This window comes from Glutamicibacter sp. NPDC127525, assembly GCF_042672105.1.
GTDB lineage: Bacteria > Actinomycetota > Actinomycetes > Actinomycetales > Micrococcaceae > Glutamicibacter.
The window spans coordinates 19,814-35,854 of the sequence record NZ_JBHXVN010000008.1 but is presented as its reverse complement, the minus strand read 5'-3'; the positions used below and the strand labels follow the sequence as shown (position 1 = coordinate 35,854).

The 16,041-nt window shown below is 62.5% G+C and carries 17 protein-coding genes and 1 pseudogene; 13 read left to right on the top strand and 5 right to left on the bottom strand.

What is annotated here, in order from left to right:
* The first annotated feature begins 25 nt into the window (after positions 1-25).
* Positions 26-1,792 carry a DEAD/DEAH box helicase gene (locus ACFVHU_RS16125; protein ID WP_388025339.1) on the top strand — a complete coding sequence of 589 codons (1,767 nt, stop codon included), beginning with the start codon at positions 26-28 and terminating at the stop codon, positions 1,790-1,792.
* 78 nt (positions 1,793-1,870) lie between these two features.
* Here the strand turns inward: ACFVHU_RS16125 and ACFVHU_RS16120 are convergent, their stop codons facing one another.
* A complete protein-coding gene (locus tag ACFVHU_RS16120) occupies positions 1,871-2,464 on the bottom strand; it encodes an isochorismatase family protein (protein ID WP_105658426.1) in 594 nt (197 codons plus the stop codon).
* Between the two features lie 104 nt (positions 2,465-2,568).
* The gene (locus ACFVHU_RS16115; RefSeq protein WP_105662594.1) at positions 2,569-3,867 is read right to left on the bottom strand and encodes a nicotinate phosphoribosyltransferase; all 1,299 of its coding nucleotides are present in this window, start codon (positions 3,865-3,867) and stop codon (positions 2,569-2,571) included.
* A 142-nt stretch (positions 3,868-4,009) separates the two neighbouring features.
* On the opposite strand from ACFVHU_RS16115, the gene clpS reads away from it, so the two are divergent.
* The 4 genes and pseudogenes from clpS to ACFVHU_RS16095 all read left to right on the top strand — a co-directional run.
* Complete coding sequence (gene clpS, locus ACFVHU_RS16110; protein WP_105658428.1) at positions 4,010-4,294, top strand: ATP-dependent Clp protease adapter ClpS; 285 nt, start codon at positions 4,010-4,012, stop codon at positions 4,292-4,294.
* Between the two features lie 2 nt (positions 4,295-4,296).
* A complete protein-coding gene (locus ACFVHU_RS16105; protein ID WP_105662595.1) occupies positions 4,297-4,875 on the top strand; it encodes a DUF2017 domain-containing protein in 579 nt (192 codons plus the stop codon).
* 3 nt (positions 4,876-4,878) lie between these two features.
* Positions 4,879-5,802, top strand: coding sequence for a glutamate racemase (gene murI, locus ACFVHU_RS16100; protein WP_105662596.1), 924 nt, complete (start codon positions 4,879-4,881; stop codon positions 5,800-5,802).
* A pseudogene (locus ACFVHU_RS16095) lies at positions 5,799-6,593 on the top strand (MBL fold metallo-hydrolase); the annotation flags it as partial. The gene murI and the pseudogene ACFVHU_RS16095, both read left to right, overlap by 4 nt.
* Positions 6,594-6,821: 228 nt before the next feature.
* Here the strand turns inward: ACFVHU_RS16095 and ACFVHU_RS16090 are convergent.
* A complete protein-coding gene (locus tag ACFVHU_RS16090) occupies positions 6,822-7,286 on the bottom strand; it encodes a hypothetical protein (RefSeq protein WP_286134697.1) in 465 nt (154 codons plus the stop codon).
* An 88-nt stretch (positions 7,287-7,374) separates the two neighbouring features.
* Between ACFVHU_RS16090 and ACFVHU_RS16085 the strand changes: the two genes are divergently transcribed.
* The 3 genes from ACFVHU_RS16085 (at position 7,375) to rdgB (ending at position 9,484) form a co-directional block, all read left to right on the top strand.
* On the top strand, positions 7,375-8,031 hold the full coding sequence (locus tag ACFVHU_RS16085; protein WP_388025336.1) for a helix-turn-helix transcriptional regulator: 657 nt from the start codon (positions 7,375-7,377) through the stop codon (positions 8,029-8,031).
* 89 nt (positions 8,032-8,120) lie between these two features.
* Complete coding sequence (gene rph, locus ACFVHU_RS16080) at positions 8,121-8,855, top strand: ribonuclease PH (protein WP_388025335.1); 735 nt, start codon at positions 8,121-8,123, stop codon at positions 8,853-8,855.
* Positions 8,852-9,484: an RdgB/HAM1 family non-canonical purine NTP pyrophosphatase gene (gene rdgB / locus ACFVHU_RS16075; RefSeq protein WP_105658434.1), complete on the top strand. Its 633-nt coding sequence runs from the start codon at positions 8,852-8,854 to the stop codon at positions 9,482-9,484. Before rph ends, rdgB begins: the two co-directional genes overlap by 4 nt.
* Before the next feature lie 66 nt (positions 9,485-9,550).
* On the opposite strand, the gene ACFVHU_RS16070 is transcribed toward rdgB, so the two are convergent.
* The gene (locus ACFVHU_RS16070) at positions 9,551-10,678 is read right to left on the bottom strand and encodes an HNH endonuclease (protein ID WP_388025333.1); all 1,128 of its coding nucleotides are present in this window, start codon (positions 10,676-10,678) and stop codon (positions 9,551-9,553) included.
* Between the two features lie 383 nt (positions 10,679-11,061).
* Between ACFVHU_RS16070 and ACFVHU_RS16065 the strand changes: the two genes are divergently transcribed.
* The 5 genes from ACFVHU_RS16065 to ACFVHU_RS16045 all read left to right on the top strand — a co-directional run bounded on the left by ACFVHU_RS16065 (position 11,062) and on the right by ACFVHU_RS16045 (position 14,976).
* Entirely contained in the window at positions 11,062-11,421 is a 360-nt protein-coding gene (locus ACFVHU_RS16065; RefSeq protein ID WP_181148913.1) for a GntR family transcriptional regulator, read from the top strand.
* Positions 11,422-11,450: 29 nt separating this feature from the next.
* On the top strand, positions 11,451-12,368 hold the full coding sequence (locus ACFVHU_RS16060) for an ABC transporter ATP-binding protein (RefSeq protein ID WP_388025331.1): 918 nt from the start codon (positions 11,451-11,453) through the stop codon (positions 12,366-12,368).
* The gene (locus tag ACFVHU_RS16055; protein ID WP_105658437.1) at positions 12,365-13,060 is read left to right on the top strand and encodes a hypothetical protein; all 696 of its coding nucleotides are present in this window, start codon (positions 12,365-12,367) and stop codon (positions 13,058-13,060) included. Before ACFVHU_RS16060 ends, ACFVHU_RS16055 begins: the two co-directional genes overlap by 4 nt.
* A 189-nt stretch (positions 13,061-13,249) precedes the next feature.
* Positions 13,250-13,747 carry a polyketide cyclase gene (locus tag ACFVHU_RS16050; RefSeq protein WP_332502815.1) on the top strand — a complete coding sequence of 166 codons (498 nt, stop codon included), beginning with the start codon at positions 13,250-13,252 and terminating at the stop codon, positions 13,745-13,747.
* 227 nt (positions 13,748-13,974) lie between these two features.
* Entirely contained in the window at positions 13,975-14,976 is a 1,002-nt protein-coding gene (locus ACFVHU_RS16045) for an exonuclease domain-containing protein (protein WP_105658459.1), read from the top strand.
* 77 nt (positions 14,977-15,053) lie between these two features.
* Here ACFVHU_RS16045 and ACFVHU_RS16040 read toward each other — a convergent pair whose 3' ends face one another.
* Positions 15,054-15,992 carry a hypothetical protein gene (locus tag ACFVHU_RS16040; RefSeq protein WP_388025328.1) on the bottom strand — a complete coding sequence of 313 codons (939 nt, stop codon included), beginning with the start codon at positions 15,990-15,992 and terminating at the stop codon, positions 15,054-15,056.
* Positions 15,993-16,041: the final 49 nt, after the last annotated feature.

The window sequence follows — 16,041 nt, the reverse complement described above, 5'->3', positions numbered from 1 at the left end:
AATGCACGCGGCCGGGAAAAGGTAAATGACCGAGACACTCTTTGATTTTGGCGACAAGCTTCCACTAGAAGACAAGCTGCCGGTAGCGTATCCGGAACGTGCGGCTTGGGGAACTGGGCCGAAGCTGCGTGCCTGGCAGGCCGAGGCCTTGGCTCTGTACTTCGATACGGAGCCCAAGGACTTCATGGCGGTGGCGACCCCTGGCGCAGGTAAGACCACCTTCGCGCTGCGCTTGGCCAAAGTGCTGATCGACTCGGGCAAGATCAACCGCATGATCGTTGTCGCGCCCACCGACCACCTGAAAAAGCAGTGGGCGGATGCGGCGGCGCGTGTGGGCATCTCACTGGACCCGAACTACAAGAACTCCGACGGCCGGCACGGCTCGCACTACATGGGCGTGGTGGTGACCTATGCCCAGGTCTCGCTGAAGCCCGCGGTGCACCGCGCGAAAACTGAAGATGCCCGCACCCTGGTGATCATGGATGAGGTCCACCACGCCGGCGATGCCCTGTCCTGGGGCGATGGCATTCGTGAAGCATTCGAACCGGCTACCCGGCGGCTTGCCCTGACCGGTACCCCATTCCGTTCCGATGCGGCCCCGATTCCTTTCGTGCAGTATGTGGACGAGGGCGATGGCATTCGCCGTTCCAAGGCGGACTACACCTACGGCTACGGCAGCGCCCTGGCCGACCACGTGGTCCGTCCGGTGCTGTTCATGGCCTATTCGGGCAATATGCGCTGGCGTACCTCCGGCGGCGAGGAGATGGAAGCAAACCTCGGCGAAGGCTTCACCAAGGATGTCACCGCCCATGCCTGGCGTACCGCGCTGGATCCGCACGGCGACTGGATCCCGTCGGTGCTGCAGGCCGCTGACCGGCGGCTCTCGGAGGTCCGCCGCACCGTGAAGGACGCCGGCGGCCTGATCATCGCCACGGACCACGAGGACGCGCGCGGCTACGCGGCCCAGCTCGAAGCGATCTGTGGCGAGAAGGTCACCACCATTCTTTCCGATGACCCCAAGGCATCGCAGAAGATCGACGATTTCTCCGAATCCGACGCGCGCTGGATGGTTGCGGTGCGCATGGTGTCCGAAGGCGTGGACGTTCCGCGTCTCTGCGTGGGCGTTTATGCGACGTCCACCTCCACTCCGTTGTTCTTCGCCCAGGCGGTCGGCCGCTTCGTGCGTAGCCGCAAGCGCGGCGAGGTGGCTTCGGTCTTCCTGCCCTCGGTGCCGATCCTGATGGCCTTGGCCAACGAGATGGAAGTCGAACGCGACCACGCCTTGGACCGTGAAGGTTCCAAGGACGAAGACGGGCTGGACGATTCGCTGCTGGAAGCGGAGAACAAGGAAGACAAGGCCAGCGACGAGCTGACGCGCAACAAGTTCGAGGCGCTGAACTCGCAGGCCTCCTTTGACCGCGTGCTCTTCGACGGCGGCGAATTCGGTACCGGCGCCGACATCGGCAGTGAAGAAGAACTCGGCTTCCTGGGGATCCCGGGCCTGCTGGATACCGAACAGGTTTCCGAGCTGCTGCGCAAGCAGCAGAACAAGCAGATTTCCAAGGGCGGCACCAAGCCCGAGCCGGTCTCGGACCACCGCCGCATGATGGAGCTGCGCACCAAGCTGTCGAAGAACGTCTCGGCATGGGCCGCCCGCACCGGCACCCCGCACGGGCAGATCCACAACAAGCTGCGCAGCGTCTGCGGCGGGCCTGCCGTGCCGCAGGCTACTGCTGACCAGCTGCAGGCGCGCATTGACAAGCTGCAGGACTGGTTCGTCGGGCGAAAATAGGTTCCACGAGAGAACGGCTTTGCCCCTGACCGGAAAATTCGGTCAGGAGCAAAGCCGTTTCTGCTTTCCGGGGGATCATCAACCCAGCGAAATCACCGTTACCCCGGCTGCCCTCAGTTCCTCGCGTATCGCCGGCAGATTCTCCGGCGAGACTGCTGCGGTCAGCGGAGAAATGATGGTCGTGGTGAATCCTGCTTCAGCTGCATCGAAGGCGGTCGCCTTTACGCAATGATCCGCGGCGAGCCCTACGACATCTACAGAGTCAATGCCTCTGGCCTTGAGCCATGGACCTAGCAGTTCTCCGCTTTCATCAGCCTGGTCAGCCGATGGATCCAGCACTCTGGCTTCGAAACCCGAATAGGCTGCGGTGAAGCGCCCCTTGGCGAAGTGCGCATCCAGGGGCACCTCGGCGAGCTGCGGATGCAGGGCGGCGCCAGATGTTCCGGCGACACAGTGCACCGGCCAGGAATCAATGAAGTCGGGGGTTTCCGAGAAATGATTCCCGGGCTCGATATGCCAATCCTGGGTGGTGACGATTGCCGAGTAGGCATCGCGGCGTTCGGCAATATCCGCGGCAATGGCCGTTGCGACGGCGTTGCCGCCGGTCACGGCCAGGGCTCCGCCTTCGCAGAAGTCGGGTTGGACATCAATGATCAACAGGGCTCTGCTCATCGCTGCCTCCTGGCTGGGGGAAGTGTAGAGATTGGAAAACTGCGGACCGCAGGATCCTTGAATCTGGATCCTACGTCCCGCAGCTGGGATTTTCGTGTGTTCGACTAGTCCTGGATCATGACGGTCGGGATGACCGGTTCGCCACGCTGCATCTTGCGTGCCACGCCTGGCAGTTCCTGGACCGATGCGAAGTGGCGCTCGGTGGCGAGCTTGACGCCAGCTGCACCCACGTACGCCTGATCGATCTCGCCATGGCGCACCAACGGGACCACCAGATCCCGCTCGGGGCCGCCGGTGGTGTACTCGGAAGTGGAGACGATTTCAGCGACAGCGCGGTTGCGTTCATTGAGCTGGCGCACCGCGTACTTGCGCCCGCCCACGCTGGCCTTGTTCGCCGCGGCCTTGGCGACCGGAATCCATTGCCCCGAATCGTCTTGGCGGGCAACCAGCTTGTAAACCATCGACGCGGTCGGATGGCCGGAGCCGGTGACCAATGCCGTGCCGACGCCATAGGCGTCAACCGGGGCGCTGGCCAGGGCGGCGATCGCGTACTCGTCGAGGTCCGAGGTCACGGTGATCTTGGTGTTCCAGTTGCCCAGGTCATCAAGCAGCTCGCGAACCCAGCCTGCCTGCTGCACCAGGTCGCCCGAGTCCAGCCGGACTCCGCCTAGTTCCGGACCCGCAACTTCAACCGCGGTGCGTACGCCCTTCTCCACGTCGTAGGTATCCACCAGCAAGATGGTGTCCTTGCCCAGCGAGGCAACCTGCGCTTCGAAAGCGGCGCGCTCGGTGTCGTGAAGCAGGGTGAACGAGTGGGCCGAAGTGCCAACGGTCTTCAAGCCATAGCGGGCACCGGCTTCCAAATTGGACGTTGAAGTGAATCCGGCAATCATGGCGGCCCGCGCGGCAGCCACTGCTGATTCCTCATGGGTGCGGCGCGAGCCCATCTCGATACATGGGCGTTCGCCGGCCGAGGCGATCATTCGCGATGCCGCCGAAGCGATGGCCGAATCATGGTTCATGACCGAGAGCAGGAAAGTCTCGATAACGCAGGCTTCAGCGAAAGTCGACTCCACGGTCAGCAGCGGCGAATTCGGGAAGTACAACTCGCCCTCGGCGTAGCCGGAGATGCTGCCGGTGAAGCGGAAGTTCTCCAGGTACTTGATGGTTTCCGCGTTGACTACCTTGTTGTCGCTGAGGAAACGCAGCTGTTCGTCATCGAAGCGGAAGTTTGCCAACCCTTCGAGCACGCGACCAGTACCTGCGACCACGCCATAGCGCCGGCCCTCGGGCAAGCGGCGAGCGAATGCCTCGAAGACAGACGGGCGGTGAGCTGCACCGGATCCCAGCGCTGCTTGGAGCATGGTCAGCTCATAGTGGTCGGTGAAGAGACTGGTGCGCATGTGACGCTCCTGATGATCGGAAAAGGCCTTATACGGTGCTGCTTGGGAAAGCAGACCGGTTTTACTGTATAACGGCTCACGCTCAAGGTGATATTTGCCGTGTCCGGTGTTGCGTTCAGCTTCCAAGCGTAAAATGGAAGCCATGACCGCAATGCCCGATGTACTTTCCGAATTTGAAACCCTGGTATCCCAAGACAAGCCCTGGCGCTTGGTCGTGTGGAATGATCCAGTGAACTTGATGAGCTACGTATCCTACGTGTTCCGTTCCTACTTTGGTTTCAGCGCGGAAAAAGCCGAGAAGCTCATGCTGCAGGTGCACCATGACGGCTTCTGCACGGTGCGCAGCGGCAGCCGCGAAGCTATCGAATCCGATGTGCAGGCAATGCACGGATTCGGCCTGAACGCAACGATGACCCAGGGAGCCTGAACGTGGCGAAGGCCTTCAAGAACGGTTCCAAGGGCATTACCGGAACACTGCACTCCGCAGAACGAAAACTGATCCGCGAACTCTTCGGCGATGTCATTGGAATGCTCGAGGAGCGTGCGCAGCTGCACCAGCTGCCCGAAGATGTTGATCCGCTTTACGCCCTGACCGGCATGCGGCCCGAGTCCATGGACCTGCCGCCGGTTTCCGATCCAGCGCTGGCCAGGCTGCTGCCGGATGCCAGCGATGACGCAGTGGCCGCCGCGGAGCATCGCCGGCTGACCGAAGCCGACCTGATCGCGCAAAAGGTTGGTCGCCTGCGCGAGGCCCAGATGCTGCTGGACACCGAAAAGCTGGTCTTGGACAAGGACACCGCGACGCGTTTTGCCCAAGCGCTGAACGACGTGCGCCTGGTGCTCGCAGAGCGCCTGGAAATCCGCAGTGAAGAGGATTCGGCCCGGGTCGCAGAGGTGCTCGATGCATCCGAGGTGAACACCCCGGACGAATACATGTCCTTGGTGTACAACCTGATTTCATGGGTCCTCGATACCCTGATGGCTGCACTGATGGATGCGGAGTTCTAATCCATGAATTCCTACTTTGCTACCGGGCAGGTCTCGGCCCCGGAGGCCAATACCCCCATCGGCATTTTCGACTCGGGCGTTGGCGGGCTGACCGTGGCCCGCGCGATCATTGACCAGCTGCCGGGCGAATCGCTGATCTATGTGGGGGATACCGCCAACTCTCCCTATGGCCCGCTGCCCATTGCCCAGGTTCGGGCCAATGCGCTGGGGGTGATGGATGAGCTGGTAGATGGTGGCGTGAAGCTGCTGGTGATTGCCTGCAATTCGGCCTCTGCCGCAGTGCTGCGCGATGCTCGCGAGCGCTATACCGCGCGCTATGGCATCCCGGTCGTCGAGGTCATCCAGCCGGCGGTGCGCCGTGCGGTAGCCGGCACGAAGAATGGCAAGATCGGCATCATCGGCACCCAGGCGACTGTTGGTTCACGCGCCTACGAGGACGCCTTTGCGGCCGCGCCGAACTTGCAGGTCTCCACCGTGGCCTGCCCGCGCTTCGTGGAGTTCGTGGAGTCCGGCATTACCGCCGGTGCCGAGCTGCTGGAGATCGCGCAGGAATACCTGGCGCCGCTGCAGGCCGCCGATGTAGACACCCTGGTTCTGGGATGCACGCACTATCCGTTGCTGACCGGCGTGATCTCCTATGTCATGGGGGATTCGGTCAGCTTGGTTTCGAGTGCCGAGGAAACGGCAAAGGACGTTTTCCGGGCGTTGACCCGCCATGCCCTGGTGCGCAACGACGGCGCCGCGGCGCGTCATGAGTTCCTAGCCACAGGCAACGCTGATAGCTTTGGTGTACTGGCTCGCCGATTCCTCGGACCCGAGGTGCTGCAGGTGCGCCACGTGGACCATGTAGCCGCCCACTATCCGACCGGAGCTATTTCGCGGATTACCCCGCAGATGATTGCCGCGTCGAAAGCGAGTAACGAATGAAGCTGACCATCATTGGATGCACCGGGTCATTCCCAGGGCCGGGATCGCCCGCTTCCTGCTACCTGGTGTCGGCCTTTGATGGCACGCGCGACTGGAAGATCCTGCTGGATCTGGGCTCCGGCGCGTTGGGCGTGCTTCAGCGTTACACCGATTTAAAAGACATTGACGGGATCATGATTTCCCATCTGCATCCCGATCACTGCATGGACCTTTGCGGTTTGCATGTGGCGATTCGCTGGGACCCGACGGGCTGGGGCCGGGACCGGATGCTGGTGCACGGTCCGGAAGATACCGCCGAACGCATTGAAACGGCCTACTCCCTGCCCGATGGCGACACCATGGCCAAGGACTACGACTTCCAGGTCTGGAAATCCTTGCAGCCGGTGAACATCGGTCCCTTCACCATCACTCCCTACCCGGTGCGCCACCCGATCAAGGAAGCCTATGCGCTGCGCGTGGAAGCGCATGAGCCGGGCCCCGATGGCGAGTTGCTGACCAGCGTGCTGACCTATTCCGGGGACACCGACAGCTGCGATGGCCTGGTTGAGGCAGCCCGCGGCGCTGACATGTTCCTGTGCGAAGCGGCCTTCGAAGAGGGCCGCGATGACCATATCGACGGCGTGCACCTGACGGGCAAGCGTGCTGGCGAAATGGCGACCGCGGCCGGTGCCGAGCGCATGCTGCTGACGCACATTCCGGTATGGACCGACATCAACAAGGTAGTCGAAGAAGCCAAGGAAACCTACGACGGCGGGATCGCTGTTGCCGTTTCCGGGGTGACTTACGGCGTGTACTCCGGCAGCCTGAAGGAAGACAAGGACCCGGCCCTGTTCAAGGGGGAGCGCGGTACCGACTACCTGAAGACCCGTACAGGCACCATGCCGACCATCAAGTACGAGAAGACCCGCAAGTTCCCCTTGCTCAAACGCAAGAAGTAGGCACGCGGAACCGGAGAAAAGCACTGGCGGACAGGAAGAAATATCCTCTGCGCCGGTGCTTTTCGCGTTCCCGGAAGCAGCCTAGCCGGCGCCGTGCTTGGCACCCCAGGGCTTGTCGTATTTGCTGGCCAGTCGGGTCAGGGCCAATGCGGCGACCAGCAGTCCCACGTCGCGCAGGGCGACATCGAGGAAGACGCCCATCGAGACCAGATTGACGATGATGCCCAGCAGCCACAGTGACAGCACATAGCTCGCGTAGCGCGGCTTGATGATCATCGATGCGGCGGCAACCAGTTCCACCACGCCAACGAAATGCATGGCGGTTTGCGCGGAGAACGGCATGATGTCAATGATCCACGGGGCCAGGTATTCCGGCCAGTAGGTCATGACGTTCGCGAACTTGTCCAGTCCCATCAGCAGGGGCAGGACGACAAATCCAATGCGCAGGATCCAGAATGCGCTCAACGACGGGTCGGTGTTGACTCGTGCAGCTGTTGTTGCCCGTATGTGCGAGACCGGATGCTTCTCGCTCCATGAGGCGCTCATGGCGATCACCCTCCAAAGGTTTGAACGTATACCCAGAATTCGCCTCTCGGGCCTATTTGTCAGTATCCATTGTTGATAGAATTCTGGCATGTCGACAAAACTGAGCTTGCAACAAGATACGGTCCTCAAATCGCTCAACGATCCGGTTCGGCGGCGACTGTTCGAATTCATTTCGCAAAGTCCGCAACCGGCAGGACGCGACGCGGCATCCAAGGCCGCAGGAATCAGCCGGACCCTGGCCGCCTACCATCTGGACCGGCTGGCAAGCGCAGGATTGCTGGCGGTGACTTTCGCACGGCCGGAAGGCAAAAACGGGCCGGGGGCCGGGCGCACCGCGAAACTTTACGCGCTCGCTCAAGAGGAAGTATCCGTGAGCTTGCCAGCGCGCAATTACCGCCTCTTGGGCAGCTTGCTGGCGAACGCGGCCAGTGCCGATGCCTCGGGGGCTGTGCTCCAGGCGCTGCGTCAGGCGGCACGTGGCGAGGGGCAGAACCTGGGGCAGGCCGGTGACGGGCTCGTGCCGTCGCTGGACGAGCTGGGCTATGCGCCTGAAACAGACGAGCGAGGAGAGATCTCCATGGGGAACTGCCCCTTCCATCTGGTCGCGCAGCAGCAGACCGAACTGGTCTGCTCCATGAACTATGAACTGGTTTCAGGCGTCTTGGAGGGGTGCCAGTTGGATTGCAGCCGGGCCGAGCTGAGCCCGCGTCCGGGGCGATGCTGCGTTGTGGTGCATCCTCAATAGTTGCCAAGGATACGCCACGAGGTGCATTTCACCGTAACTCGCGGGTTCACCCGTACAGATCGAGCGGTGCGCGTGGTTAGGATGGAAGCATGACTTTACGCGCTGACGGCCGAGGAGCCGCGCAACTTCGAGACATTACCATCACCCGTGGCTGGTCCGCTCAGGCCGAAGGCTCGGCGCTGATCGAATTCGGCGACACCCGCGTGCTGTGCACCGCGTCCTTCACCGAGGGCGTGCCACGCTGGCTCAAGGGCGAAGGCACCGGCTGGGTCACCGCTGAATACGCGATGCTCCCACGTGCTACCAACACCCGCAACTCCCGCGAATCGGTCCGGGGCAAGCTCTCGGGCCGCACCCATGAGATTTCCCGCCTGATCGGCCGCTCGCTGCGTGCCGTCGTGGACACCAAGGCCCTGGGCGAAAACACCATCGTGCTGGACTGCGACGTCCTGCAGGCCGACGGCGGCACCCGCACTGCCGCCATCACCGGTGCCTACGTGGCACTGGCAGAAGCAATTTCCTGGGCCCGTTCGCAGGGCATCGTGAAGGCCAACGCCAAGGTGCTCACCGACTCGGTCGCCGCGATCTCGGTGGGCATCATCGATGGCACCCCGATGCTGGACCTGCCCTACGAGGAAGATGTTCGCGCCGAGACCGACATGAACGTCGTGGTCACCGGATCCGGCGACTTCGTCGAGGTCCAGGGCACCGCCGAAGGGGTTCCATTCAAGCGCGAGGAGCTGGATGCCCTGCTGGACCTGGCCCTTGGCGGAACCAACGAGCTGGCCGAGATCCAGCGTGAAACCCTGAGCAGCACCAAATGAGCAAGCCGGTACTGGTGCTTGCCTCGCGCAACCAGGGCAAGCTGCGCGAATTGCGCGAATTGCTGCGCGGGCAGGTGCCGGGCTTGGATGTTGACAGCCAGGTCATCGACGCCGCCACCGCTGGGGCTGCCGATCCGGTTGAAGACCAGGTCACCTTCCAGGGCAATGCGCTGAAAAAGGCTCGCGAGATCTCGGCATCCACCGGCCTGGTGGCGCTGGCCGATGATTCCGGCTTGAGCGTGGATGTGCTCGGGGGAGCGCCGGGAATCTTCTCGGCGCGCTGGTCCGGGGTGCACGGCAATGACGAAGCGAATATCGATCTGCTGCTCGGCCAGCTCGGCGATATTGCAGCCGAGCACCGCGCAGCGCAGTTCGTCTGCGCCGCGGCACTGGCTACCCCAGAGGGTGCCGAGCACGTGGAACTGGGCAAGGTCGAGGGCGTGCTGCGCACCGAGCGTGCCGGCGAGCATGGGTTCGGCTATGATCCGATCTTCGAACCGGCCGGTGCCGGCAAGTCCATGGCCCAGCACACTCCGGAGGAGAAGAACGCGATCTCGCACCGGGCTCGCGCCTTCGCCGCGTTGCTGCCCAGCATCATCGATGAGGTCACCAAGGCCTTGGCCAAGTAGCCTCCAAATCCCGGATAGAACAAGAACGCCAGCAAATCCTGAAACGGATTTGCTGGCGTTCTTGCGCTAGTGCGGGAAGTTCTCGCCGGACCGTGCCAGGGCCAGGTAGGGCCGCTCGTCGAACTCGGTCACCAGGTATTGGGTTTCGCATGCGCGGCACTGCCACTGTGCGGGAGGCCCCACAGGCATCATGCAGCCAGCGGTGACGTACTCGTCGTCATTGGGCATGAAGCTTGGCATTCCCCAGATGATCTTCAGCGGATTGCGTTCCCCGCATTCCGGGCAGGCAGGCTTCGCGAACTTCCGGAGCTGTTCCAGGGTTGGCTGGTGGGCCATGTCGTGGCAGCCACGGCAAAGCAGCACCACCTCATCGGCATGGTCCTGGATCTCCCAACGCAGGCCGTTGTGATGGCTCTGCGGCAGATGGACCTCGGGCCTGGCAGAAATATCCCGATCGCAGATTTCGCAAGCAAGCGGTTCATACGGTGAAGCCTTCTGGAGGATGGCCACAACGCCCAGCACCTCATTGGCCTTCGCAGGCTGCGAGGGAGTGCAAGGTCCGGCGGTGACGAATATCGGGCGGGGGCGTTCGAGAAGATCCCCGATGCTGCCCAGAAGCTTCTGGGCAAGGGAATCTGCCAAATACTGCGAGCGTCCTGGAAGTTCTGCGCCGATCATGGACTCGAGCTCAGCCACGGAGATCGGGTCGGTGAAGGTCGCCAAATTGGTGAAGGTGAGCCGCTCCGCCTCATCGGCTTCGGTGATTTCAAGGCTGGCAATCAACGCTGGAGTGCCCTCCAATGCCGTCAGGACGAGATCGCCTGCCCGCAGGGGTTCCTCCAAATTCCAGCGGAATGACTCGTTCTCCTGCCCCAGGGCCGCCGCGGAAGCCAGTGCATTTGCCTGGCGGCACCAATATACCGGCTGGCCCTTCGTGCCGGTGAGCAGTGCGCGATTCAATGCCGCTTGGTTCGGGCGGCGCAAGGGGTAGTCCAGGACATTGCGGCCGGGACGCTGCATGGTGCCAGCGCGCGAGTCCTGGATTCTGGCGATCAGCTCGCGCCGGGTAGCGCGGGCCATTTCTTCACCGGTGGATTCGGGGAAAAGCACCTTGTACAGCCCGAGCAGGATCTGGCGATCCAATGCTCCGAGAAGCGGATCCGGAGCCTCAAGGCGATTGAAAAGTTCTTGCATGGTCCCTCCCATAAAGGCCTGCAATCCGTGGATTGCGGTCATTGCCCAGCGTGCGATCACTATTTTCCTGGGCCAGATACTGCAAATTATTCGTAGCCATCGCCAGCCCTTCCCGGTTTCGGGTTGCGCCATGCGTTGTCTCGGTCTGCAGCTCCATTTCCGTGCTCACCACGGTGAACGCACCATCGCCGGTGCCCGTTCCAGGCAGCCCCGTCGACAGTTCCCAGCATAGATAGCGAGGCGGACAGTTTGGGGTACCGGATTTTCCGTGGATATTTTGCCGCCCCGCTATTGCACAGAACCGAACTAGGTTCTATGGTTAGTTACATGAGTAACTAACCCACTAACTCACCTAGTGGAAATGAGCACGGAGAGGAGCCAGCATGATTGATGATTCAAAACCGATCTTCTTGCAGATTGCTGAGCTGATTGAGAACGACATCATCTCTGGTGTTCTTGCAGAAGAAGCGCAAGTTCCATCAACCAATGAATTCGCAGCGTTCTACCGGATCAATCCGGCCACAGCAGCCAAGGGAATCAACCGGCTCGTGGAAGACGGACTGCTCTACAAGAAGCGGGGGATCGGCATGTTCGTCACCGAAGGTGCACCGCGGCGGCTGCGAGAACAGCGCCGCGAGAAATTCCAACAGCAATTCATCACCCCATTGACCGCAGAAGCCTCCAAGCTGGGCATTGGCCTGGATGAGCTGGTCGCCATGATCAAGACCGGTTCGGATTCTTGAAACATCTCTACTAGGCAGGGAGGAACGACATGCCACGAACGACAGCAATCGCCACACGCGAGCTGAGTAAGACCTACAAGGGCGTGCGAGCGCTCGACAACGTCAGCCTGGAACTGGAACCCGACCGTATCTACGGGCTGCTTGGACGAAACGGGGCCGGCAAGACCACGCTCATGTCCATCCTGACCGGGCAGAACTATGCGGACCAAGGCACCGCCGAAATCTTCGGCCACGCCCCCTTCGAGCATGATCCGACGCTCTCGCGCATCTGCTTCATCCGCGAATCCCAGAAGTACCCCGATGACTTCAAGGTCCACCAGGCCTTCAAATCCGCAGCCCTGTTCTTCGAGAACTGGGATGAGGAACTGGCCCAGGATCTCGTCGAGGCGTTCGCACTGCCGACCAGGCGCAGGATCAAGAAGCTCTCCCGCGGGCAGCTGTCCGCGGTGGGCGTGATCATCGGCATGGCCTCGCGGGCTGACATCACGTTCTTCGATGAACCCTACCTCGGCCTGGACGCGGTAGCGCGGCAGATCTTCTATGACCGCCTCGTCGAAGACTTCGCGGAATATCCACGCACCATCGTGCTCTCCAGCCACCTGATCGATGAAGTCGCCAACCTGCTCGAACACGTCATCGTGATCGACAAGGGGCGAATCGTCATCGACTCGGATGCCGAAGAGCTGCGCGGCACAGCGGTAACGGTAACTGGCGAGGACGCCAAGGTCCAGGAATTCATCGGCTCCGCGCAGATAATCCATCGTGATGCACTCGGCGCCCTGGCCAGCGTCACCATCAAGGCCAAGCTGGATTCGGAGCAGCGCGAACAAGCGAAGCTCATGGGCCTGGACCTGAGTCCGGTGTCGCTGCAGCAACTGGTAGTCCGCAGCGCCTTGAGCAGCACCACCGAAACAGGGATCGACGAACGGACGGAGGCAAGAAAATGAACCGCATCATCAAAGTCGCCCGCATGCAACTGATCAACAAAGCCACTTTCATTGGAATCCCGCTGATAATCCTGGGTGGATCGTTCCTCTTCACACTGGCCATCTGGTGGCTGGTCCGGCGCAACGGCAGCGACGAAGGGCTGTACAGCGGTGGCGCCCAAGCGCCGATGTGGTACTTCTTGGCCCTGGGCATCCAGGCGCTGACGCTGACTTTCCCGTTCTCCATGGCCATGAGCATTTCGCGGCGTACCTTCTATCTGGGAACCGTGGCACTGTTCTCCGTCTGCGCACTGGTTCTGTCGGTGTTCTACTACCTGATTGGATTGTTGGAAGTCGCCACCGGTGGTTGGGGCATGGGCGGCCAGTTCTTCGCCCTGCAATGGATTGCGGATAACAACTGGCTGGTCCAGATCCTGTTCTACTTCGTGCTGATGGTGCTGCTGTTCATGGTCGGCTTCCTGATAGCGACCATCTACATGAGGTGGCGCACCACGGGCATGGTGGTTTTCTTCACCCTGCTGGGTGTGGTGGTGCTGGGAATCATCGCCCTGTTCACCTTCGGCAATTACTGGGACCAGTTCTGGAGCTGGGCCTTGACCTGGACCGCCGCGGGGATCACGCTGTGGGGCGGCCTGGTGGCCCTGCTGATGGCAGGAGGATCCTATCTCACCTTGCGCAAGGCAACCGCCTAGCCCGGGTCCGAAATGCAGGGCATATGGGCACCGGTTCCCTTTCCCTTGGGGGAAGGGAACCGGTGCCTGCTTTTGCAAGAAGGCGCCCAGCGGCCCGGGACCGCGATTTGCTATTCTTCAATGACTGCCGGTGAAGGCGCTGGAGCCGCCCGTGCCGCGGCGGCAGGGGAGCAACCCAGGAGAGAAATCATGAGCGCCTCGCCGACCGGAATTCGAACCGCAGACGGAGCGCTGGAATTGCGCCGCGAGTTCACCCAATCCCCGAGCAGGATCTGGCGCTATCTGGCTGACTCCCAGTGCTTGGCGCTCTGGTATGGCCCATGGCACGGGGACCCGGAGCGCGGCGCGGTGGACGTAGTGATGCTGCTCGAGGACGGTTCACCCACCGAACGAGTCGAAATCCTGCGTTGCGATCCGCGCATGCACCACCTGCAGGTGCAACTTGGAACAGGCCCCTCGGCCTGGCGGCTGGAGCTCGCGGTGCAGTCCTGCGGCGAGGGCAGTTCCCTGGTCTTCCGGATGCCGGGCCTTGACCCGCAGCTCGCCGGCTCCGTCGGGCCGGGCTGGGACTACTACCTGGACCGCCTGGCAGCCGTGGTGAACGGAGCCGATGCCGACAGCGTGGACTTCGAGGCCGATTACTATCCGGCGCTCAGCGAGCATTACGAGGAGCTGTTCGGGCACTGAGTTCCCTGCGTGCAGGGTTCGACTCGCTCATTGCGGCCGGCTGATGATTGTGAGATGCCCTGCCTTGCGCTCAAGCCAGCCAGGCCGCCGATAACTTGATCGATACAGGTCAAAATCGGGTTGCAGCGAATTATTGGCGCGTTATCGCCCGGCGGTCACCGCGCGGTGCACGGTGCGCGAATGTCACGCATGCCGGTGCCAGCGATTAAGCGAGTAAGCTATTGGGCGTGGCATTGGACTTCACAGCAGTAGATTTTGAGACAGCAAACGGTTTTATCGGCTCCGCCTGTTCGGTGGGCCTGGTCAAGGTACGCTCCGGGCAAATCGTCGAAACCGAACAGTGGCTCATGCAGCCGCCGGCAGGCTTCGACCACTTCGACCCGCGCAACGTCTCGATCCACCACATCACCCCCGACATGGTGAGCGCCGCGCCACGGGTGACCGACAGGATTCCGGAACTGCTGGAATTCATCGGATCCGACGTGCTGGTGGCCCACAATTCTTCGTTCGATTCCGGAGTGATCCGCGCGGCGTGCGAAGCCGGCGAACTGCCGGTACCGGAAATTGCGCACCTGTGCACCGTCAAGCTCTCCCGCAAGGCCTACGATCTGCCCAGCTACTCGCTGCCGTTCGTTGCCGAAGAAGCGGGACACCCTATCGAAAACCACCACGAGGCCCTGGCTGACGCTGTGGCCTGTGCCTGGGCAATGATCGATATCGCCGGGCGCAGCGGACAGCAGTCCGTGTTGGAGACGGCAGACCACTATGGCGTCCGGCTGAGCCTGACCCAGCCGTGGCAGCCAGGCCACGAACTGTCCCGCGCCACCCGCGACGCCCAAGGCTGGCTGGCTGCAGGCAACCCGTTGCCGCCGCAGGATTCCTTCAACAACTGGCCGCAGGAAGGGCCGAACCCGAAGCCGAGCGACAACGCGGATCCCAGCCATCCGCTGTTCGGCCAGATCATGGTGTTCACCGGCAACCTGTCCATGCCGCGCCCCAAGGCCAAGGAACTGGCCGCCGAACACGGCGCGCAGACCGCCTCGCGGGTCACCCGCGCCACCACGGCGCTGGTCGTCGGAGACGGCTTCGTCCCGGAGGATCTGGCCAACGGGCGGCTGACCAACAAGGCCAAGCACGTACTCCGGCTGCGCGAAAAGGGCCAGCGGGTCAGCATCATCTCCGAAGGCGAGTTCATGCAGATGGTTGGCGGGTTCGGGCTGACCGCCTAGCAGACCGCAGAAGCCCGGCCGGCACAGATCGAATCTGTGCCGGCCGGGCTTCTGCCATTTTTTTCTGGGCGCGGTTCCTAGACCAGCAGTGCCATCCAGCGGTCATGCAGCTCGGAGATGATGTCATCCAGTGCGCTCGCGGGGCGCTCGCCGACGGCTTCGGTGCCGTAGATGGCAGCCAGCAGCGCTCCAGCGTAGGCGTCGACCTCGGGATCTCGGCTGGCTTCTTCTTCGGCGGTTGCCGCCGGGGCGGCCTCGATGTCCGATTCCGCGTCTTGCTCGGCGGCATGCTCGCCGAAGTACGCCGCGTAGGCCTCTTCGGGGGACAGCGAGATGTTCTCGGCGATCCTGGTGGCCACCTCGCGCAGCGCATCGGCCGACGGGCCCTGCAGGCCAACGAGCAGCTCGGCCCATTCGCCGGCGGCGGCCTCGGAGCGTTCCATCGCCGAACGGATGATCTTCGCCGCGGCAATGGCGGTCTTGGCCGCCTGGTCGTCGTGGGTCAGGAAGGCGGCCGAACGGGCCAGGGTCTCGGTGGTGCCCACAGGGACCCGGGCCAGCAGCGCGGCAATCGCGGCACGCGGCAGCACTCCGGTGGAGTCGGCGCCAGCGCCGGTGGGACGCCCTGGCTGTCCCATGTCGGGGCTGTCCAGGCCGGCGAGGTTCTGCGGATCGCCGTCCAGGATCTTCTCGAAGATCTCGACGTTGGCGAATTCCTTGTCGATCCAGCGGCCCAGCGGTTGCGGGGCGCGTTCCGGGAAGGAGCCGGCGATCTTGCTGTAGCCGCGCAGGGCCGCAAGCCACATGCAGGCCGCTTCGTCGCTGGCGACACCGTCCTTGGCCCATTCCAGCGCTTCCAGCAGGCCGTCGGCCAGGTAGAGCGGGAGGATTTCGGTGGCCCCGGGGTCAATTTCGTCACGGGCGTGGGTTGCGCCATCGGCTAGGCCGAGGAGGATCGCAAACACCTTGTCTGAGTAGTTCTCTGGCAGGAGTGCAGTTTCACCGGTTTCATTCACATCACCATTCTAATGTCCAAGTTGTCCGCGGCATTGCATAAGGTTGGAC

What these genes read in the sequence shown, in the direction of transcription:
- clpS (WP_105658428.1), top strand. Translation starts at nt 4,010, where the DNA reads ATGACCGCAATGCCCGATGTACTTTCCGAATTTGAAACCCTGGTATCC.
- ACFVHU_RS16090 (WP_286134697.1), bottom strand. Translation starts at nt 7,286, where the DNA reads ATGAGCGCCTCATGGAGCGAGAAGCATCCGGTCTCGCACATACGGGCA.
- ACFVHU_RS16070 (WP_388025333.1), bottom strand. Translation starts at nt 10,678, where the DNA reads ATGCAAGAACTTTTCAATCGCCTTGAGGCTCCGGATCCGCTTCTCGGA.
- rph (WP_388025335.1), top strand. Translation starts at nt 8,121, where the DNA reads ATGACTTTACGCGCTGACGGCCGAGGAGCCGCGCAACTTCGAGACATT.
- ACFVHU_RS16060 (WP_388025331.1), top strand. Translation starts at nt 11,451, where the DNA reads ATGCCACGAACGACAGCAATCGCCACACGCGAGCTGAGTAAGACCTAC.
- ACFVHU_RS16065 (WP_181148913.1), top strand. Translation starts at nt 11,062, where the DNA reads ATGATTGATGATTCAAAACCGATCTTCTTGCAGATTGCTGAGCTGATT.
- ACFVHU_RS16085 (WP_388025336.1), top strand. Translation starts at nt 7,375, where the DNA reads ATGTCGACAAAACTGAGCTTGCAACAAGATACGGTCCTCAAATCGCTC.
- rdgB (WP_105658434.1), top strand. Translation starts at nt 8,852, where the DNA reads ATGAGCAAGCCGGTACTGGTGCTTGCCTCGCGCAACCAGGGCAAGCTG.
- ACFVHU_RS16115 (WP_105662594.1), bottom strand. Translation starts at nt 3,867, where the DNA reads ATGCGCACCAGTCTCTTCACCGACCACTATGAGCTGACCATGCTCCAA.
- ACFVHU_RS16125 (WP_388025339.1), top strand. Translation starts at nt 26, where the DNA reads ATGACCGAGACACTCTTTGATTTTGGCGACAAGCTTCCACTAGAAGAC.
- murI (WP_105662596.1), top strand. Translation starts at nt 4,879, where the DNA reads ATGAATTCCTACTTTGCTACCGGGCAGGTCTCGGCCCCGGAGGCCAAT.
- ACFVHU_RS16050 (WP_332502815.1), top strand. Translation starts at nt 13,250, where the DNA reads ATGAGCGCCTCGCCGACCGGAATTCGAACCGCAGACGGAGCGCTGGAA.
- ACFVHU_RS16120 (WP_105658426.1), bottom strand. Translation starts at nt 2,464, where the DNA reads ATGAGCAGAGCCCTGTTGATCATTGATGTCCAACCCGACTTCTGCGAA.
- ACFVHU_RS16055 (WP_105658437.1), top strand. Translation starts at nt 12,365, where the DNA reads ATGAACCGCATCATCAAAGTCGCCCGCATGCAACTGATCAACAAAGCC.